Below are 20,062 nucleotides of genomic sequence, written 5' to 3' on the forward strand. Positions count from 1 at the left end.
TGATCCCGGCCATCTACTACATCCGGGTCGGGCTGCAGATTCCATCAGATTTACCCCGGGCCGAACCGGATAACCGGACCGGCTCATTAACCCCCGAAGGAGAAAAATTATGACCAGACAACTGTTGAAACTACCGCTTTTGATTCCAATGCTAGTCAGTGGCGCCATGCTGCCAGCGGCCGCACAGGATCGCTCACCAGACAGAATGATGATGGACGGCGGCATGATTGGTGGTGGCCTGTTCGGCATGATTTTCATGCTGCTTGTTTTGCTCCTGCTCGTCCTCGGTATCGCTGCCCTCATCAAATATCTGAGGTCGAAATAACAGTCCCGTATTCATCCACCTTATCCCCCCCGTCCCGGACGCGCATCGGGGGCCTCTGTTGAAAGCCGCGCCAGACAACCCACAAAGGAAGAAAATGATGAAAACCCTCGTCAGAAAGACCAGCGTCACAGGCGCAATCCTCGGACTGGCCCTGATCGGTCCGGCGCTCGCCCAGGAGGCCGGCATGAAAGACATGGACATGTCCGGCATGAGCTGCTGCGGCGACATGGCGCCCGGCTTTGGTGTCATTAACAGCGTCGATCTGGATGCCCGAACCGTCAATATTTCACACGACCCGATCAAGAAGATCGGCTGGGAAGAAATGACAATGGACTTCAAGGTCGGCGGAATGGTTGCGCTCGACAAATTCGAGAATGGTGACAACGTCCATTTCGTGCTCAAGAAGGACGCCAGCGACAATTATGATATCGCCATGATGATGCCGATCGGCGGGGATCCGCATGCTTTCAAGCAATCCATGATGTCGATTATGAAAGGCGGTGGCATGATGGACTGCAACATGGGCGGACACGGATCCATGTCTGGTATGACGCCTGATGAGCACGTCAGCGGGCATCACTAACCGTTTTTTTAGCATTTCGGCCCGGCTTTCCCGCAAGCCGGGTCTCAGACGCTCGGCAACCATTTGCCTTGGAATGCGCGGCCTGCGCGCTTTCCGACTCGGATCGCCACCCGGCCACTCGCTTTATTGCCTCTGGGGTCAAAGCTTTTCGCTAGCGCCGAACCAATCGAAGAAGACACAAATCCATTTAAACTCAGCCTCCAAAAGGACCCGCTATGACACCATTGAACCTGATCGCAGTTAGCCTATTCGCGTTTGGCCTCGTAGCCTGCGACAATGCCCGCGACACACTACCCGCCTCGGGGGACACAGCAGCAACGCCCATGGATATAGCCGAAGACAACGCTATGCATCACGCAGGTCATAAGGCCGGCAATGGTGGCATCGGTCACGCCTTCGGCACAATCCGATCGGTCGATGACGAACAGGACTTTCTGACGATCGAGCACGGCCCCTTCGAGGGCATTGCCATGGGCGCCATGACCATGGGGTTCGGTATTATGGGCGGAGTTGATCTCTCTCGTTTTTCCGAAGGCGACGAGGTTGAATTCATGGTCAAACAAGGCCGCGACGCCTCCTACAGGATCATGGCGATCTGCAAGAAAAATACCGACGGTGCAAATTGCCTTGACGGCGTGATGGACCACCAGGAATCAAACGGGAAGGTTGCAGAATAAGCGCTCTCCGATGGAGCGCCGGCTATATAGATGGGTCGTTGTGATCTTCGGCATCCAGATACTGCTCTGGATGATGTGATCGTGTGGCGGAGATTAAGGCAATCGGGATGTCCGGCTCAAGCAAAGTTCAACTGAAGGTGCCAAAGCGAGCTAGTTTTTTTCTGGATGTCGCAAAAACTCGCCGATCGCGATCAAGCGGGATCTTCGGGCGTTCGCTGAGCCTTTCAATTGTAAACAACGCGGCTGGCGCTTCGATTGATTGCGCTGTTCAAACTAACGCGTAGGGCTGGCTTTGCCCGCAGAGCCGGCTCTTCGACAAAATGACGAAGCGCTATAGCCATTATGAGCGTACTAGAGGCCATGACAGCGAACAAGGTGCCTATCCCAATACCAGGATTCAGCGCCACAGCCATCTGTCCAATTGGCCAATGCAGGATGTAGACGCCGTAGGATATATCTTTAACGTCTCGAACTTGCCGCCCCATCGAGCCAGGGATCTTCTTAAACCCCAACCATAGTAAGACGTACGCATTGGCGAGTTGGCCGACGACTATGCCAGCAGGAGTTCCGAAAGAGGCATAGGCCAACAACAGGACCAGGACCGAACCAAAGGCAGTAAGGGCGATTAAATGTTTGAGGCGGTAGAAAAGCGCCCCTGTCATAAATGCTGGTCCGAAGCGAGCCATAGCTCCAGCAGTTTCATCTAGTGGACCGGTATAGGTAAACACTTGAATGCTGAATGATGCTATCAAGGACGCAGCGAAAATCGCTGGTATGCCCCAAGACTGACGCCACACGCCTAGGCCAGCTGCGACACCTGCTAGCACATAGCAAACCAACTCGTAGCGAATAGTCCACAGAGGCCGGTTAATTTCATTTATTGCATTGTGCTCGAATACGCCTTGAAGTTCGCCTTGCGGGTTGAGCTGTGACAGTGTCAAAAATGGATAAGCCCAGCTTTGTGAAGAAGCGAAATACGCGCTTATTGAAAGGTTTGTCATTATCGGCCCGAGTAATAGCCAACAGGCGAAAACAACAATGACCAAGCCAGGAAAAATGCGGAGGCTCCGCGCTAGCCAATAACTTGTCATATCCTGCGATTTGGCTAGCGACGCGGCAAGCATATAGCCTGACAAGATAAAGAAGCCATCGAGCGCGTATTGTACAATGGTGTCGATTACGCTTGCCCATGTCCCTTCCATCGGTAGGCCTTGGGGTATCATGAGCGAATGTCCATATAGGATAAGGAATGCAAATCCGATCCGTAGCGCTGTGAAATTGTTCAGCCGATCTTCAAGACGGCCATGGCCTAACGCAGTTGTTGTCATCGACACTTCTTTCGCTTCACTGATCAAGGGCAACGCAAGGATTGGGCCAACTGGGGCACTGTCAGACCAAACCAGCATTGAGCGCCTAGGTGGATCTGGATAAGTTCAGTCCATGCTCAAAAGGGTATTGTCAGAAGAACTTCGCTTGAGTCGGCCATCCCGACCGCCCTACTCTCTCCGGCATGACAAAATCTCCATTCCGCTACTTCAAAACGTCGCCTGAAATCATCCGCCTTGCCGTCATGATGTATGTACGGTTCCCACTATCTCTTCGGAACGTCGAAGATCTTCTCCACGAGCGGGGGATCGAAGTCAGCCATGAAACGGTCCGGTACTGGTGGAACCGCTTTGGCCCCATGTTTGCCAGCGAGATCAGGCAGCGCCGTTCACAGCAGCTTCGTCAGATCACGCAATGGCGATGGCATCTGGATGAGGTCTTCGTGAAGATCAACGGAAAGACGCATTATCTCTGGCGAGCTGTCGACCATGAAGGCGAAATTCTCGAGAGCTATGTGACGAAAACTAGAGACAAATCAGCGGCTTTGCGATTCCTGAAGAAAGCGATGAAGCGCTACGGCGCACCGCGGACAGTCGTCACCGATCGGCTAAGATCGTACGGCGCAGCGATGAAGGAGATAGGGAATATCGATCGGCAGGAGGTCGGTCGCCATCTCAACAATCGAGCTGAAAATTCACATTTGCCGTTCCGACGACGAGAGCGAGCGATGTCGAGGTTCAGGCACATGTCGAACCTGCAGAAGTTCGCGTCGACACACGCTTCGTTTCACAACCACTTCAACCTGGAACGTCACCTTAATTCAAGAAGTCGCTTCAAGCTGAACCGAGACGCCGCCCTCCTCGAATGGCGCCAGCTTCTGGCCGTCTAAGCCGTTGTATTCATTGAAAAACAGAGACCACTTTGCCTTAGTCTGACAACACCCGAAATCTAGGTCTAGCTCGCTCAGGGCGCCAAGCTCGAGACGGAGAAGGTCTTCATCCCAGCCGGCGTTCTGTGCGAGCTTATTGTCAGCAAGGACATAAGCGCGCTTTTCAGCCTCGCTCAGATGCTCGATGCAAATACACGGTACAGTGTCCATGCCGATAGACTTGGCAGCCTCAACACGGCCGTGCCCAGCAAGGATCCGATTGTTATTGTCGACAAGGACCGGATTGGTAAATCCGAAACGCAGGATGCTCGCCTCAAGCTGTCCGAGCTGTTTGCGAGAATGCGTCCTGGCATTGTTTTTCCAGGGCGTGAGACTTCGCGGATCGAGATATTCGATATGGCGTTCTGTCATGAGATTTCTCCTTTTCCTGAATTCTCATGACTATCTCGTGTCTGCGAAGATGGTGAATTCTGTCAAGCCTTTGAAAGAAATCGTATAATTCTGCGATTTCGTATAATTTCGCGATTGCCAACTGCATAAGCGCTTGAAGAGTCAACACAATCTGTTCTTCGTATGATCGCTTTATGCGCCGCTCCTGTTCTCACCACTGCTGGCGAAAGGAGCAATTTGTCATTAAATTTCTGCAATAAAACGAGTTTGTCTGACTTTTTTCTCCGCAAGCCGGCAGCCGTCTTCTCTCGCTCCATTGAGCATCTGTGCCCCGGTCGGCTTTGAATGAGGGAAAAAACCGTCTGATTAGTTTCTTATTGAAAGCGATCGCAGGCGGCCTGGATCACATAATGCGGAATATGAGAATCTGGTCGCGTGAACCGCGCACTCCAGACGATGAAGTAGAGAGCTCCATATCTACATTCATTGAAACGGCGAAAGACCATCGTTAAACAACGCGACGACTTCATCAGCGATCCGGTAGGGCGAGGGATCGTCGAGGTCGCTGATCCATTTGGGAATCCACAGATAAGCGCCGGCGCGCGCGAGGGTGACCGCTTCGAAGTCATGATCCCTTCGGCTGCCATCCTTCATCCCTTCGGTGGCGAACTCATAAGTCCGGCCCAGCAGTTCGCGCAGCTGTTTCCTGACCTTTCTCTGTACGGCCGGCGAAAGCACGTCCAGACCCATCCAGCCTGCGACCGGTTGCAAGGGCCCGACCATGGCCTGCGTATTGAGGTGGGAGACGATGGCGGCCTTCTCCAAGCCGTTGTGGCCATGCTCGACCGCGTAGTCGATAAAGGCGCTATAGAGACTGTAGCTGCGCTCGAGACAGCGCTGTACGAGATCCTCGCGGTCCCGGAAATAGTGGTAGACCGTCCCGCGTGTGGCGCTGAGCGCATGGGCGACATCGTCGAGGGAAATATTTTCGACGCCGTGCAGGTTAATGAGCTGCGAGCCCTTCATGAGAATCTGTTCGATGCGCAGATCGGCCGTCGACTGATCCCCGAATCCAGACACGCTGATACGGGAAAACTCGTCGGCATTCTTGTAGAAGCGGAAGTCGTTGCCGCGGCGGGCGGCCGATCCGAATTTGATAAAGTCGACTAGCGCGTCGACATCGCGGGCCCGGCGATTGCGCGGCGCCCAGCGGTGCGACATACGTGCGAACGCCACTATTGAAGGCAAGATGCGCGCGATGACCCGCTCATCGCAGGGCCTGATATTCGCTTGGTCGATGCCTTCGCCGATCATCGCCGCAAGTCTCTCATAATTCCGGTAGCGCGCCTTGTTGATGATCGCGCGCGGGCCTTCAGACAGCACGCCGGTATCAGTGATGAGAGCCGTCTGGTCCGCTTCGGGCGACAGGCTGAGCCGAAGATATTCTAGCACTTGTTCTAGCCCGGCCGGTGACTCGCTGGCCTGGTCGAGATGCTCTGTGTCGGCTTCGCAGCTCTTCTGGTAGCAGCGGAAGATCAGGTCCTCGCGGTCGGCGACATAGTGATAGAAGGTTGCGCGGCCGACGCCCATCCGCTTGGCGAGATCGGCGAAGCCGACAGAGCCTACACCCAATTCATTGAACATGGCCGCCGCCTCGCGGAGGATCGCCTCCTGCTTGGAGGTCTTCTTCCGGCTCATAGATGGCTTGCCGGGCGATGAGGCGCCTGTTTCAGGCTTTACGATACTGAGTCTCATCTTCTCGCCCATCGCCTGCCTTCCTTCAGCCCTGCCTGTTTCAAGTCCACGCCTACAACGGCCTCAGGGCGAGGATGAATCGCATCCCTTTTGTGGCTCGGCAACCCGCCAGGCACGACGCGACGATCAGTCAATATCATATTTTTCCATACAGTGGTGTCGAAAATGTTGACAAACCCACTCCGACATATTCATACCGTTACATACACAAGTGTCGAAAACGACCACCCAAGCCTAAGTGGCGCGGGAATTTGGGGAGGAAAACATGTCAGCAATCACCAACCGGATTCTGTCCGGCGTTGCCATCGCCGCGCTTGCGGCGCCATTCGGCTGGGCTCAGGAAGATGCCGCGCCGGTCCAGCAGGATGCGCAGGAAGATGAAGTCGCCACGCTCGGCAAGGTCGTCGTGACTGCGCGAAAGCGTGACGAACTTCTCGAGGATGTCCCGACCGCAATCTCCGCCTTCGGGACAGAGGATATCGAGCGGCTCAACATCAACAGCATCGACGACATATCGAGCTTCACACCCGGACTTCAGACGGCCGAGAGCTCTGTCTCTTCTGGCGGATCGATCGCGCTGCGCGGCGTCGGTTCGGGCTCGTCCAACTATCTCGGCGACCAGGCCGTCTCGATCAATGTCGACGGCATGCAGATCGGCACGCTCAACATCCGCAAGTCAGCACAGATCGACCTCGGGCAGATCGAGATCCTGAGAGGCCCACAAGCGCTCTTCTTCGGCAAGAATAGCCCCGGCGGCGTGATCTCGCTGAAGACCGCCGACCCGACCGACGAGCATCTGGTCGAGCTTGAAGCGAGCTATGAGGCGGAGTCGCAGGACACCTACTATCAGGCGCTGTTCTCCGGACCGATCGCGGAGAATGTCGGCCTGCGCGTCGTTGCGCGCTATTCCGACCTGAACGGCTATTTCAATGTCCGCACGGTGCCAGCCAATGGCGACCCGCTGGTGACGAAGGCCCATATCGATCGCTGGCCTGCAGGCGAGGAGTTCTTCATCCGCGGCACGCTCGTTGCCGAGCCGACGGACCGGCTGCGCCTCAAGGGCAAGCTGACCTATAATGAATCGCAGATTGAAGGCGGCTCGATCCTTGCCCAGCAGCGCATTGCATGCCCACTCGGGGCGCCGCAGCTTCAGCCGGACTTTCCCTGCGAGGCCGACCAGGACATCTATGCCGGCAATGGCCGCCCGCAGGATGTCGCACTCGCCAACGGCGCCCCGGGCACAAACGGCATCGGATTCCGTAACAATGAGCAGGTGCTCGGCACATTCCAGGCCGATTACAAGCTGACGCCCGACCTGACAGCGACCTCCGTCACGGGCTATTATTCCTTCGACGAGGTGAACGCACACGACGCCTCCATCGGGCCTCGCGCCGTGCTCCTCGTGCCTTACCTGCCCTTCCAGATGGAACAGGTCACACAGGAATTCCGGCTGGCGTCTGACTGGGCGACCCCGGTGAACTTCACCGCCGGCGTGTTTTACGAAGCGCGCGATACCTATGGCTCTCAGGACGCGGTCATTACTGCCTTCCCGCCCGCGCCTTTCGCGATCGGCCAAGAGGAGACCTTCCAGGATCAGGAAGCCTTCTCCGCTTTCGGCCAGCTTCTCTGGGATGTCACCGACCGGCTCGAAGTGTCTGGCGGGCTTCGCTATTCCGAAGAGGAAAAATCCCTTCGCTTCTTCCACCGGGGTGTGGATGTTACCTCCAACCTCGTCACGGACTCCCTGTCCTTCGACAATGTCTCGCCGGAAGTGACGGTGTCCTATGACGCGACCGACGATTTGATGGTCTTTGCCTCCTACAAGGAAGGCTTCAAGTCCGGCGGCTTCGATGGCGGCTTCACCAATGGGGCGATCGCGGCCGGCAACTTCGCCAACACGTTTGACGAAGAAACCGTGACCGGCTTCGAAGCGGGCCTGAAATCGACCCTGTTCGACCAGCTCGTCTTCAATCTCACTGTCTATGACTATGATTATGAAGACCTCCAGGTCGGTGCCTTCGACCCGGACTCGATCTCCTTCAAGGTGCTGAATGCCGCCGCCGCGAAAGTGCGCGGCGTGGAGGCGGACTTCAACTGGCGCACGCCGGCAGAGGGGCTGTGGCTACGCGGCTCGCTGGCGCTCAACGATGCCAAGTTCGAGGAGTTCTTCTCAGCCTGCTATCTCGGCCAGACGGTCGAACTGGGCTGTGACACGAACCTCAACCCCGTGACCGGTGCCTACCTTCTGCAGGACATGTCCGGCAAGCAGATGAACAATGCCCCGGAAGTCGCCGCGACGGCGGGCATGCTGTACGAGCACAGCTTCGATAACGGCATGGGTCTCGATCTCACCTTCGATGCGACCTATTCGAGCGAGTATTACGCGAACCTTCGCCAATCCCCGCTGGACCTGCAGGACGCCTATACGAAGATCAACGCGTCGCTGCGGCTCTATGAGGCCGACGAGAAATGGGCGCTTTCGCTGGTCGGCCGCAACCTGACCGACGAATACACTTTCAATGCGTCTGCCCCGATCACGCTGACCGGGGGCGGCAGCGGGATTGCGACCGCCGTCGAGGGGGATCGCAGCGCCGTTGTCTCACGTGGCCGCGAAGTGTTCCTCAAGCTCACCTACCGGCCCGTCAACGGCCTCTAGGCTCAACTCCAGCGCCGGCGCGTATACTTTCCTTCCAGAGTGCGCCGGCGTCTTTTTCTTCCAAGAAAGGCACCTGTGATGGCTTCTCCTTCCCTCGTCCACTATGTCCGCCGCGCCGCCACCGCGGCCGGCACGCTTCTCCTGTCATCCTGCGCCGCCGTCGAGGCACCTCCGGCCCAGTCCTCCTCGCCAGACACGCTGAAACTGACGGAAAACAGGTTCGAGAGGGTCGATGAAGCCATGCGCGCTGAGATCGCCAGCGGCGAGATACCCGGCGCCTCTGTCATGCTCGCCCAGAATGGCGAGGTCGCCTATTTCTCGTCGGCGGGCTACGCCAATCTCGAGACGCAAACGCCGATCGCCGAAGACACGATCTTCCGCTTCTATTCGATGACCAAGCCGATCACCTGCGCGGCTGTGATGACGCTCTGGGATGACGGGCTGATCAATCTCGACGAGCCGATCACCACATACATTCCGGAATTTGCGGACATGCAGGTGCGCACGCCCGACGGCCTTGTGCCGGCCGAGCGCGACATCACGATCCGCCACCTGATGACCCACACATCGGGGCTGAGCTACCCGGTGCTGCCGACGATTGTGAGCGAGGATTATGAGGCGGCAAATGTCTTTGCGATCCGAAACCGGACTGCGGAAACGCTTGAAGCGCATGTGAAACGCCTTGCCGAGATGCCGCTGCTCGCCCAGCCGGGGACAGAGTGGAATTACGGGGAATCGATGGGTGTCCTGGGCCGGCTGGTCGAAGTCGTCTCGGGCAAGTCCTTCGGCACATATCTTGACCAGCGTATCTTCAGCCCGCTCGGCATGGACGACACAGGCTTCTATGTGCCGCCGGAGAAGGCCGATCGGCTTGCCGAACTCTACCACCTCGACACGGCCCGCACGCTCAGCAATGCCGAGAACAATCCGCAATATGGCGGCGACTATCTGGAAAAGCCGCTGCTCGAATATGGAGGCGCAGGGCTGCTCGGCACAGCAGGCAATTATATGAGTTTCGCGCAGATGCTGCTTAATCAGGGTGAGGCTGGCGGCCAGCGCGTGCTGAGCGCCGAGGCCGTAGAATTGATGACGTCGAACCAGCTCGATGAGAGCTTCGGCGACACCCCGCTCGCCTCCTCAGGGCGCGGCTCGGGAATCGGGTTCGGCTTCTGCGGCCTCGTAACGGTTGCGCCGCCAACGCAGCCGCCTGCCGGCGCCGTCGGCGAATATGGCTGGAGCGGCTGGGCCAGCACCAATTTCTGGATCGATCCGCGCAATGATATTGCAGGCCTCATCTTTACGCAGGTGATCCCCGACGACATCGGCTCGGTTGAGCTTACTGCCAGTGTTCGCGAAGCAATATACGGTGACCCATAGGGCCGACCTTAGTGAATAGGCTTTTGTGGCCTCGGTGAGCCCGCTTGTTCTTGATAAGCGCCAGTTTGACATGAAGTTCGACGGAATGAAGCTCGGATGATCGGCTAGCACTTGGAATAGGCGACCGGTTATCGGCTTTTCGAGAGGTCTCCGAACGCGCGCGATTGCAGAATGGGGTTTCCGGGAAACGGATCAACAGCTTTATATCTGCCTCTCACCTTCCGGGCTGTTCGCATTTGGGGAATTGGCAAGTTGATTAAATTTGTAAGCCCAACCCGATCCTATCGATCAGGCGCCACCCTAACCATGCGCTTTCCGCGGTTCTCGCCGTTCAGCAGGCCAATCAGCGCCGAAGGAGCATTCTCCAGCCCCTCGATGATATCTTCGATCACAGTAAGCTGGCCGCTTGATGCCCATTCTGAAAGATCCGTGTCGGCCTGAGCTTCGTGCTCAGGAAAGTCCATTGCAATGAAGCCTTCCATTCTCAGCCGTTTGACGACGAGAAGACCCGGCACGTTACGGGGGCCTGAGGGTTTGGCCTTATCGTACTGTGAAACCGCGCCGCAGCAGACTACACGCCCTTTCAGGTTCATCTGGAACAGGACTGTTTCGAGGATGGACCCGCCGACATTATCAAAATAGACGTCGATCCCATCGGGGCAGTTTGCCTTGAGGTCCTTGAACAGGTTGCCCGCCTTGTAATCGACCGCCGCATCGAAACCGAGTTCCTCGACAAGCCAGGCGCATTTCTCTGCCCCGCCGGCGATCCCGACTACCCGGCATCCCATGATCTTGCCAATCTGGCCGACCAGCGTGCCGACAGAGCCGGCGGCTGCGGACACAACGATTGTCTCTCCCGCTTTTGGCTGGCCGACATGCAGCAGTCCAAAATATGCCGTCTTTCCGGCGATACCCAAGACCGACAGTCTATGACTGAGCGGACTGGTTTCCGGTATCATCTTAGCTTGATCAGCTTTCGCCACTACGTAGTCTGCCCATCCGCCCTCGACCTCGACGAGGCTGTTTTCGGCCACAGCAGGGTCGCGCGAGGTGACGACCCGCCCGATCATATAGGTTGGCATCACATCGCCGCCTTCTACCGCATCGCGATAGGTCGCGCCCTGCATCCATGCGCGGTTCGCGGCATCGAGCGACATGTACAGTGTCTTCACCAGCAGCTCCCCTTCGCCCGGCTCAGGCATAGGGGCCTTGCGCACGGCGAAGTGGGATAGCTCCAGCGTTCCCTCTGGCAGGCTTTCTAATACGATCTGTCTGTTCTGCATGTCCGTCATGTCCATCTCCAATCCACTTCACTTCAATCCAGGCCTGACGCTCTTGCGAGCGGCTCGTCACTCATCCTCAAAAAGGGCCTTCCTCGAACGATGGCGGACGGCCTGTTCATCATTGCCGAGATCTCGCCAGAGAGGTTTCAACCCTGAAGGAGATCGCGCGCCCCTTCGATCAGGCTCGGGATGTACTCGGGAAAAGCCGCGTAGCGCGCGTCCTGGCTTTCGCCTCGCGCAAATCTCTGGTGAAGCTGCTTCAGGACAACCGCGTGTTTCCAGAGCGCAAAAGCTTCGTACCAGGACAGGTTTGCGGTACGTCCGCCCTTGGCCCGATAGCGTTCGACCATTTCCTGGCGCGTGGGGAAGGCCGCCATGTCGAGACCAATCGTCGGCGCCCGGTCGAAACTGTCGCCTGCTTCCTTCCAGTAACCGAGAAGCGTGCCGAATTCGATCAGCGGGTCGCCGATCGTCGTCATGTCCCAATCGAGCATGACCTTCACCCGTCCCGGCTCGTTCGGGTCAAACAGGCAATTGTCGAGTTTCAGGTCATTATGAACAACGCAGATGCGGGCCGTTTCCGGCCGGGAGTCGGCAAGTTGTTTGTAGACACTGTCAAATGCCGGGTCGGGCACATCGCCAGAGGCAAGCCTCCAGCGCTCATTCCAGCCTTCCAGCTGCCTCTCAACAAAGGATGCTGCGCGTTTGCGGTTCCCGAAGCCGACCAGGTCCACATCAACAGATTGCAGCGCGACCAGTGCATCGACGAGCGCGAAACTGACATCACGGGGAAGCGAAGGCGACAGTTCAAATTCTGGCGGCAGGCTGTGTCGAATGATGACGCCAGTGCAGCGCTCCATAACGATGAACGGCGCGCCGATGACAGTCGCGTCTTCACAGTAAGCGTAGGCTTTCGGCGCCTGATCAAAATACGGAGCAAGACCGCTCAACACACGGTACTCGCGAGCCATATCGTGTGCGCCGGGGGCAATCTTTCCAAGCGGTGGCCGGCGCACGACCAGTTCCCGCGGCCCGAACCTGACACAGTAAGTCAGATTGGCATGCCCACCATGAAACTGCGCGACCACCATATCCCCCTGCAGGCCCGGCACGTTGGATTTCAGCCAGCTCTCGAGCGCTGGCCAGTCCATCGACTCATCGGCACGAACCGGCGCAACATCGGGTGAGAGCAAATTGTCCATTGGTCTCACATCAAGGTAATGCCGCCATCGGCCAGCAGCATCTGGCCAGTGACGTAGGATGACATCGGCGACACAAGGAAAAGCGCGACCTGCCCCATTTCTTCCGGAACGCCCCACCGGCGCAACGGGATGCGTTTCAGCGATTGCTGGTAGACATCGTCATTGTCACGGCTTCGTTTCGTCAATTTGGTCTCAACGAATCCCGGTGCCAAGCCGTTCACACGGATGCCATTGCGCGCCCAAGCATGCGCGAGCGACTTTGTGAGCGTTCGCAGAGCGCCCTTACTCGCAGAATAGGCCGGCTGGCCGGGGGTCGCTACAAAGCTGGATGTTGAGCCGAGCAGAAGCACGCTGCCGTCCTCTGCGCGCGCTAAAGTATCCTTAAAACATGTACAGAGGTGCATTACGCCATTCAGATTGACGTTCATGATGTCTCGGAAAATGTCGATCTCGTATTCGGCTTTCGAGTAGGCGACAGAGCCGACGCTCGAGACGAGAATGTCCAGCACCTCAAACTTGTCGGCAAGCGCACTCACGGCCGCGTCGTGCGTCACATCGAGGCTGTGATAGGTAAGACCGGCGCGGATCTCCCCTTCCCCATAGTCAGACAGGCTCTGCCTGGTTCCGGTAATATGGACATCGGCCCCCGCCGACTTCAGAGCTCGTGCAATACCGAGTCCGATACCGCTAGAACCACCGGCGACAAGCGCGGTACGCCCGGAAAGATCAAGGATGTAGGCCAATCAATCGAACCCCGCTTATGCGCTCTCGCGCTGGAAGCGCTGCAGGTTCCAATCCTGGTTTACCTTATGAACCGGCTCGTCGATGGGCAGACCGGCCATTTCGCATCCACGCAGGAAGTCGCGAATGTGCTTTGTCATCCAGTCGCGGGCAGTCTCCGCATCATTCACCTTGAGCGCGTTAAATACGTGTCTGTGCGCATCCAGAAGACGTTGGCCCGGACCGAGCTTGTTGATGACGGCGCCATAAGCTGGAAACAGGAATTCTCCGATTGGCGCGCGAGCCAGCAATAGCGCGTGATTGCCAGAGGCGCGGGCGATCAGATCATGAAACTCGATGTCCGCTTCGACGAGCGCCTCCGGGTCTTCGAGCACATCTTCAGTGTGCCGGAGATTTGCTTCGATATTTGACAACAGATCCATATCGATTGTCTCGGCCGCAAGACCCGCTGCCATAGGCTCAAGCGCCATATGCATCTGCCAGATCTCACGATACGAGATCCCGTGAAGCACGATGGCTTGCAGCATTGCATCGGACGCGATGCGCGGAGACGGCGCTGACACCACCATGCGCCGCCGCGCGCCGCGAACGACGAGGCCGGAGCTTTCAAGTTTCCGAAGGGCCTCTCGCACCGTTGGCCTTGTCACGCCCAACTGGTCGGCCAGATCGTGCTCCACAGGAAGCATCTCGCCGGGTTTTAACTTCCCCTCCATGATCATCTTTCGTAGCGCTTCTTCCGCAAGCTGATAAGCTGGTGAGCGTTTCAATGACTTGATGTCAGCCTTGTTGCTCATGATCTCGCGCTCTCTCTCAATTGCCTTCTTCGGATCTTCCCAGTTACCGTTTTGGGAAGTTCGGAAACGAATTCGATCGCCCTTGGGTACTTGTAAGGTGCGGTGGCCTGTTTGGTGTGGCGTTGCAATTCAGCGACAAGCTCAGCTGACTCGGTGAAACCTTCACACAACACGATCCAGGCTTTGACCAGTTCGCCGCGCTCTTCATCCGGAACGCCCGCTACTGCACACTCCTGAACAGCGGCATGTTCGCTGAGGACATTCTCGACTTCCTGGGGCCCTATCCTGTAGCCGGACGAGTTTATGATGTCGTCAGCGCGGCCCGTATAGAAGACGTATCCGTCTTCATCGATCCGTACGCTGTCGCCAGTCTTGAACCAGCGCCGGCCATCGATGACATTGATCGCCGCCTCCGTTCGCCCAGGGTCTTCCCAATAGCCAATCATAACTTGCGGACTGGGCAGGCCGATAATCAGCTCTCCGTCGGCATTGTTTGATTGAGCTGTTCCGTCCGCCGCAAGCACCGCCGCTTCAATACCCGGCAGAGGGCGCCCCATCGACCCGGCCTTCACCGGCACGTCCGGACGATTGGTGATCGTCATCAGCGTTTCGGTCTGGCCATAGCCGTCAAGCACAGTGGTTCCTGTCAACGCCTTCCACCGATGGATAATTTCCGGATTAACGGATTCTCCTGCAGACACAGTAGAACGTAGCCGGGGAAGGGAGACGTTCGAAAAATCCTGCAAGACAAGCTGCCGCAATTCAGTTGCTGCGGCGCAGAAGCATGTCACTTCGTACTTTTCAAGAAGCTCCAAGCGTTTGGCCGGGTCAAATGGTCCATCGTAGAACAACACCGATGCGCCCTGACTCCAGGGGCCAAACAATATGCTCGTCCCGGCCTTCGACCATCCGGTATCCGCCGTGCACCAGATCCGTTCATGCTCATTGAGACCCAACCAATGGATGGCGGAAATAGCCCACGCCCGAAGCGCAGCGGCGCTATGGGTGACGCCTTTGGGATCGCCAGTCGATCCGGATGTATAATAGAGGATGGCCGGCTCATCCAGCGGAGTGCGGACCGATTGAAACTTGACTGGCTGTTCGTCGGCAGCCGACATTGGAGTCCAACCATCGACGGGCTCTCCAATCGATATCCGGGTTGTGAGTGAATTCAACGCGCGGAATTTGGGCGCATCTTCGCTCCGCGCAATGACCCCTGTGGCACCAGAATGCTGCGCACGGTGCGTGAGGTCTTTTGCGGTCAGCATGGTGATGCAGGGAATTGGAACAGCGCCCATGCGGATCACAGCTGTCATGGCAATCTGCCATTCGGCGATTCGTGGAAGCATCACGATAACCCGGTCGCCCTGCGAGATGCCTTGATTGATCAGAAGATAGGCGAGTTGCTTCGATCGCCGCGAGATATCGGCATAGCTGAAGCGTTCCTCCCTCCCTTTAGCGTCAACGCAAATCAGCGCCAGACGTTCAGGGTCTTCCGCCCACCGATCTACGATATCGCTGGCGAAATTGAACGTCGCTGGAAAAAAACGTCCATGGGCCTCATCGGATGTATCCGCAATCGATTGCATCGAGTTTTTCAACTCCGAAATAACTTACGTTCCTAAGACGCTATTGCCTTATGTACTATTGTAATACAATACTCCAGAACAGCAAGGACCACAAACCGAAGCGAAGATGCATCATGATCAGTTTTGATCTCACCGACGACCAAAAACACCTCCATGATCGTGTGAGAGGCTTTATTCAGGAGAAGATCATTCCTCTCGAGGAGCCTGGCTTGCCGAGACAGATCGATGACGCGTTCCGGCAAGAACTGATCGCGCTCGCGAAAGACGCCGGACTGCTGTCTCCCCACGTTCCGAAGGCTTTCGGCGGCATGGGGCTAAACCATGTCGATATGTCGATCGCCTTCATGGCGGCGGGATACTCTCTCCTCGGACCTGTAGCGATGAATTGCGCCGCCCCCGATGAGGGCAACATGAATTTGCTCTACAAGGTCGCGACCGATGAGCAGAAAGAACGATGGCTTCGCCCGCTCGCTGCAGGCGACGCACGGTCTTGTTTCGCGATGACTGAACCTGCGCCTGGCGCTGGGTCAGACCCTAGCCTGATGCAGACAACCTACCGCAAGGACGGGAATGAGTTCGTCATTTCCGGACGCAAGTGGCTCATCACCGGCGCGCACGGTGCAGGCTTCGCCATCATCATGGCGCGGCCTGAATCCGGCGAGGAAGGCGCGGCGACCATGTTTTTCGCCGACATGGACACAGCCGGCATCGAGATCGTGCGGGATGTCGCTACCGTCGACCGCACCTTTACCGGCGGCCACGCCGAAGTCGAATTCAAGGATGTGCGCGTTCCGGAGAGCGCTATTCTTGGCGAAGAAGGCCAGGGTTTCCGCTATGCGCAGGTCCGCCTCGCCCCTGCCCGCCTGACCCATTGCATGCGTTGGTGGGGCGCAGCCAAACGCTGCCACGATATCGCGACCGATTACGCCAGGACCCGCATGGCCTTCGGCAAGTCCCTTATGGAACACGAAGGTGTCGGTTTTCTGACCGCCGATAACGAGATCGACCTCCACCTCAGCCAGCTTTCGATCTGGCATACCGCGTGGACGCTGGATCAGGGCAAACGTGCGGGACGCGAGTCCAGCCTGGCCAAGGTTGCCTGTTCTGAAGCGCTCGACCGTGTGGCTGATCGTTCGCAACAAATCCTCGGAGGAATGGGCGTATCACACGACACCGTGGTGGCGCAGATCGCGACGGAAATGCGCGGTTTCCGCATCTATGACGGCCCCTCTGAAGTGCACCGCTGGTCCCTTGCAAGAAGGCTTGCACGCGGATGATCCGGCCTCGCACCTTTCACAATCTCGATCTTGCGCGGGTCCATATTGGCATTCCCGCGCATGAGGCAGCCCTGTTGGAAGCCGACACGCGGCAGGCATCTCGAATTGTGGTGGTTGCGCCGAAAGTCATTGTCGACCAGACCCCAATTGTAACGCCGATCATCGAGGCGCTCGGCGACAAATGTGCGGGTCTTTTCACAGATCTCGTCGATCATGTGCCGCGCTCGGCCGTGATCGCCCTCGCCGACTACCTGCGTGAGACAAAGGCCGATCTTGTCGTCACGATCGGCGGCGGCACCCCGATGGACACCGTCAAGGTCGCGCTGATTTGCCTGGCTGAAAACATTGCAGCGGCAAACGAGATCGGACGCGCGGCTGTGTCAGTGGACGCGAATGGTAACCGGGTCGTGCCTGATGTGGCCGATCCGCCATTCCGTCAAATTGTCATCCCGACCACCCTCTCCGGCGCCGAGTTCAGCGATCTCGCCGGCTGCGTTGATACGGAAACACAGGTCAAACAGCTCTTCACATCGCCCAAGATTGGCTCGGCCAGCGTCATCCTCGACCCTGCACTTTGTGTGCACACGCCCGACCAGTTGTGGTTCTCGACCGGCGTTCGCGCCATTGATCATGCTGTTGAATCGATCTGCTCCAGTTCGCCCGAGCCACTGGCCGATGCTGGCGCGCTGCATGCGTTGCGACTGTTTGGACAATCATTGCAGAGAACCAAGGAAGAACCGCACAATCTGGAGGCGCGGCTCGACTGCCAGACAGCTGTCTGGCTCGCCTGTACTGGACTGAACCGCACCCCATACGGGGCCAGCCATGGCATAGGCCATCAGCTTGGCGCGGTGGCCAACGTACCGCACGGACTGACCAGCTGCGTGATGCTTCCGCACGTGATGCGATACAATGCGCGCGCAACTGAGGAGCGTCAGGCCTGGATCGCAGACGCGATGGGGGCACCAGACAAGCCAGCCAGCGAGATTGTTGCCGAACTGATTGCCTCGCTGGGCATGCCGACGACGCTTCGAGATGTTGGCGTCAAGGAAGAGCATTTCGACGCAATTGCCGATGGCGCAATGCTGAACGCCTTCGTCCGCGCCAATGTCAGACCACTCGAGCGAAAAGACATAATCAGCCTACTGGAACGGGCTTATTGAGGAGGGAACCATGAAAATCGAGACGCATCTGCTCAATGAGCTGCACGCTTTTCGCTACACCGTAAAAGATCCGAAGTACGCCCTTGTCATCTCCCACGGCCTCGGTGGACATGGCGGGATCTACGACATCTTCTGCGAACATCATTCCGCGAAGGGCGCAGACATCTGGAGCTATGATGCGCCGGGTCACGGCCGCTCGACGACCAACCGCCCGCGCGGCCAGTGGACGATGGACGAGTGGGCCCAGGCCAGCCGGGATTGGGCGACACATGTCAGAAACGAAACAGGCCTGCCGGTCTTCACACTCGGATCGAGTCTCGGTGTTGCGGCGGCCATCTCGGCGCGGGACGCCGCAGCTGTGACAGGTGTTATCTGCATGGGCTCGCTGGCCGTCCCGGGAAGCCCGCTATTGAAAGAACCGAGTGCGCCCTGGCGCAGCGACGATGTTAAGGCTGTCATTGCTCAACTTGGTCGGGGAGCCGCGTTGAATATCGGCAGCTTCTTCAATTTCGACAAGGATTACGGCTACACGGGGGCGCAAGAGCAGAAGAAGCTCGATCCATATAATACGTGGAGCTACGATCTGGCCTCGTGGGCGTCGCTCTTCCAATACGACCCACCGGAGCCGCTGGACCAGAACACAAAACCCATACTCTACACCGCTGGAGGAAAGGATGAGCTTGCGCCCGAGGCAGCTGTGCAAGCCATGGCTACCATGATCGGCGGGCCAGTCCGAGTCGAGATTTTCCCTGACGCCGGCCATCAGCTCATGCTCTTCGAGACCGAGAAGTTCTCGAAAACCGTCCACGAATTCTGTCTGGCAAATATCTAGGAGGCCCTGACATGACACACCCAACAGGCATTCATCACCTCGCGCTCTCAACAGGTAACATGAAAGAGCAGATCGAATTTTTCACTGACGTCCTCGGCATGGAGCTCACGGCGCTATACTGGATGCACGGTGTAGAAGGAGCCTGGCACGGATTTCTGACCCTCAATGACTGTTCCGTCGCTTTTGTCTTCATCCCGGGCAATGAGAAGGTCGGGACGGAGTTTGGAGTCACGCATCCGGGCTCTGGCGCCGGCACCTCAGCGCCCGGCACGATGCAGCATCTTGCGCTGGATGTGCCGACCATGGACGAACTTCTGAACATGCGTGACCGCATCCGCTCGCGCGGTGTCAACGTCATTGGCCCGATCCGCCACGGCTTTTGCCAGTCGATCTATTTTGCAGGACCCGAGAACCTGGCTCTCGAGATCGCAACATCTGATGGGGCCGAGCATCCGCTGGATTCCCGGAAAACCTGGATCGACCCTGAAGTCGTGAAGCTTGCCGGCATTTCCGAAGAAGAGTTGCAGCGCTTCACGAACCCGGCCTCCTATGCAGGGGAGAACGGCACGGTTCCTCAGCCCCCTTACGACGAAAGCAAACCTCACCCGGTCATGCCTCTGGAGATATACAAGGCCACGCTGGCCACTCCCGATGAAGTCATAACGGCTCACGCGAGCGAAACGACGCCTCCAAATCCGTAAGCCTATGCTTCGGCCTCTTCAGATAACACACGCAGCCCTCGAGGGCATTGTGGCCACATGCGGCTGTAAACAATCGATCAAATAGTGGGGCACACGCTGAGATGTGCTGTAAACCACATTCAATGCAGCATCGGAGCATTCCAGGCGCGGCTTGGTATGTTCCAACAGTTTCGTTGCTGTGACACCCGATCGACCACCTGGTTGCAGAGGCCGTCGGCTTTATTCATTTACCTTCAATTGCCGCGACCGTCTTTAACCATCGTCGGCATATTAGCCTTCAGGCATCTGCGGCAAAGCAGCCAGGTCAGTTGAGTGCCATACTGACGCTTTCAAAGCCGAACAGGCCCTGGTTGGCCCCAGTCGTCGCATCGAAGACCTTGATCGTCTCCACCTGTTCGACCAGGGCTTCCAGCAACACTTCCATTTCGAGCTTCGCCAGATGCATTCCAGCGCAGACATGCGGACCGTGCCCCAACCGAACTGATCGCGCGGATTGGGATCG

19 protein-coding genes are annotated in these 20,062 nt (G+C 57.5%); 10 read left to right on the forward strand and 9 right to left on the reverse strand.

What is annotated here, in order from left to right; genetic code table 11:
* Positions 1 to 109 precede the first annotated feature (109 nt).
* The 3 genes from O4G74_RS00005 to O4G74_RS00015 all read left to right on the forward strand — a co-directional run bounded on the left by O4G74_RS00005 (position 110) and on the right by O4G74_RS00015 (position 1,585).
* Positions 110 to 325: a hypothetical protein gene (locus tag O4G74_RS00005; protein WP_119379866.1), complete on the forward strand. Its 216-nt coding sequence runs from the start codon at positions 110 to 112 to the stop codon at positions 323 to 325.
* Between the two features lie 97 nt (positions 326 to 422).
* The gene (locus tag O4G74_RS00010) at positions 423 to 908 is read left to right on the forward strand and encodes a copper-binding protein (RefSeq protein ID WP_269400623.1); all 486 of its coding nucleotides are present in this window, start codon (positions 423 to 425) and stop codon (positions 906 to 908) included.
* 215 nt (positions 909 to 1,123) lie between these two features.
* A complete protein-coding gene (locus O4G74_RS00015) occupies positions 1,124 to 1,585 on the forward strand; it encodes a copper-binding protein (protein WP_269400624.1) in 462 nt (153 codons plus the stop codon).
* Between the two features lie 224 nt (positions 1,586 to 1,809).
* Here the strand turns inward: O4G74_RS00015 and O4G74_RS00020 are convergent, their stop codons facing one another.
* Positions 1,810 to 2,940 (reverse strand): acyltransferase family protein, encoded by a 1,131-nt coding sequence (locus tag O4G74_RS00020; protein ID WP_169332281.1) that lies wholly within the window; start codon positions 2,938 to 2,940, stop codon positions 1,810 to 1,812.
* Between the two features lie 155 nt (positions 2,941 to 3,095).
* Between O4G74_RS00020 and O4G74_RS00025 the strand changes: the two genes are divergently transcribed.
* Positions 3,096 to 3,800: an IS6 family transposase gene (locus O4G74_RS00025; RefSeq protein WP_269400625.1), complete on the forward strand. Its 705-nt coding sequence runs from the start codon at positions 3,096 to 3,098 to the stop codon at positions 3,798 to 3,800.
* On the opposite strand, the gene O4G74_RS00030 is transcribed toward O4G74_RS00025, so the two are convergent.
* Positions 3,732 to 4,211: a ParB/Srx family N-terminal domain-containing protein gene (locus tag O4G74_RS00030; protein ID WP_269400626.1), complete on the reverse strand. Its 480-nt coding sequence runs from the start codon at positions 4,209 to 4,211 to the stop codon at positions 3,732 to 3,734. The genes O4G74_RS00025 and O4G74_RS00030 overlap by 69 nt on opposite strands.
* A gap of 462 nt (positions 4,212 to 4,673) precedes the next feature.
* Complete coding sequence (locus O4G74_RS00035; RefSeq protein WP_269400627.1) at positions 4,674 to 5,888, reverse strand: TetR/AcrR family transcriptional regulator; 1,215 nt, start codon at positions 5,886 to 5,888, stop codon at positions 4,674 to 4,676.
* A 322-nt stretch (positions 5,889 to 6,210) separates the two neighbouring features.
* Between O4G74_RS00035 and O4G74_RS00040 the strand changes: the two genes are divergently transcribed.
* Together O4G74_RS00040 and O4G74_RS00045 are read left to right on the forward strand one after the other, a co-directional pair.
* The gene (locus O4G74_RS00040; protein ID WP_269400628.1) at positions 6,211 to 8,601 is read left to right on the forward strand and encodes a TonB-dependent receptor; all 2,391 of its coding nucleotides are present in this window, start codon (positions 6,211 to 6,213) and stop codon (positions 8,599 to 8,601) included.
* A gap of 78 nt (positions 8,602 to 8,679) precedes the next feature.
* Complete coding sequence (locus O4G74_RS00045; RefSeq protein WP_269400629.1) at positions 8,680 to 9,978, forward strand: serine hydrolase domain-containing protein; 1,299 nt, start codon at positions 8,680 to 8,682, stop codon at positions 9,976 to 9,978.
* A 281-nt stretch (positions 9,979 to 10,259) separates the two neighbouring features.
* Here the strand turns inward: O4G74_RS00045 and O4G74_RS00050 are convergent, their stop codons facing one another.
* From O4G74_RS00050 to O4G74_RS00070, 5 genes are all read right to left on the reverse strand, one after another.
* On the reverse strand, positions 10,260 to 11,261 hold the full coding sequence (locus tag O4G74_RS00050; protein WP_269400630.1) for an NADP-dependent oxidoreductase: 1,002 nt from the start codon (positions 11,259 to 11,261) through the stop codon (positions 10,260 to 10,262).
* 146 nt (positions 11,262 to 11,407) lie between these two features.
* Complete coding sequence (locus tag O4G74_RS00055) at positions 11,408 to 12,463, reverse strand: phosphotransferase family protein (protein WP_269400631.1); 1,056 nt, start codon at positions 12,461 to 12,463, stop codon at positions 11,408 to 11,410.
* A 5-nt stretch (positions 12,464 to 12,468) separates the two neighbouring features.
* A complete protein-coding gene (locus O4G74_RS00060; protein WP_269400632.1) occupies positions 12,469 to 13,206 on the reverse strand; it encodes an SDR family oxidoreductase in 738 nt (245 codons plus the stop codon).
* A 15-nt stretch (positions 13,207 to 13,221) separates the two neighbouring features.
* Positions 13,222 to 13,998 carry a FadR/GntR family transcriptional regulator gene (locus tag O4G74_RS00065; protein ID WP_269400633.1) on the reverse strand — a complete coding sequence of 259 codons (777 nt, stop codon included), beginning with the start codon at positions 13,996 to 13,998 and terminating at the stop codon, positions 13,222 to 13,224.
* Positions 13,995 to 15,587, reverse strand: a complete 1,593-nt coding sequence (locus O4G74_RS00070; RefSeq protein WP_269400634.1) for an acyl-CoA synthetase — start codon at positions 15,585 to 15,587, stop codon at positions 13,995 to 13,997. Before O4G74_RS00070 ends, O4G74_RS00065 begins: the two co-directional genes overlap by 4 nt.
* A 116-nt stretch (positions 15,588 to 15,703) precedes the next feature.
* On the opposite strand from O4G74_RS00070, the gene O4G74_RS00075 reads away from it, so the two are divergent.
* The 4 genes from O4G74_RS00075 to O4G74_RS00090 are packed head-to-tail and all read left to right on the forward strand — an operon-like array spanning position 15,704 to position 19,560.
* Positions 15,704 to 16,864, forward strand: a complete 1,161-nt coding sequence (locus tag O4G74_RS00075; RefSeq protein ID WP_419715356.1) for an acyl-CoA dehydrogenase family protein — start codon at positions 15,704 to 15,706, stop codon at positions 16,862 to 16,864.
* Entirely contained in the window at positions 16,861 to 18,027 is a 1,167-nt protein-coding gene (locus O4G74_RS00080) for an iron-containing alcohol dehydrogenase (RefSeq protein WP_269400636.1), read from the forward strand. Before O4G74_RS00075 ends, O4G74_RS00080 begins: the two co-directional genes overlap by 4 nt.
* A gap of 10 nt (positions 18,028 to 18,037) precedes the next feature.
* Positions 18,038 to 18,859 (forward strand): alpha/beta hydrolase, encoded by an 822-nt coding sequence (locus tag O4G74_RS00085; protein WP_269400637.1) that lies wholly within the window; start codon positions 18,038 to 18,040, stop codon positions 18,857 to 18,859.
* A gap of 11 nt (positions 18,860 to 18,870) precedes the next feature.
* Positions 18,871 to 19,560, forward strand: a complete 690-nt coding sequence (locus tag O4G74_RS00090; RefSeq protein WP_269400638.1) for a VOC family protein — start codon at positions 18,871 to 18,873, stop codon at positions 19,558 to 19,560.
* Positions 19,561 to 19,864: 304 nt separating this feature from the next.
* Here the strand turns inward: O4G74_RS00090 and O4G74_RS00095 are convergent, their stop codons facing one another.
* The gene (locus tag O4G74_RS00095) at positions 19,865 to 20,005 is read right to left on the reverse strand and encodes a hypothetical protein (RefSeq protein ID WP_269400639.1); all 141 of its coding nucleotides are present in this window, start codon (positions 20,003 to 20,005) and stop codon (positions 19,865 to 19,867) included.
* Between the last annotated feature and the right edge of the window lie 57 nt (positions 20,006 to 20,062).

It is taken from the genome of Henriciella marina, from assembly GCF_027213945.1.
In the GTDB taxonomy this organism is placed as follows: Bacteria; Pseudomonadota; Alphaproteobacteria; order Caulobacterales; family Hyphomonadaceae; genus Henriciella; species Henriciella marina_A.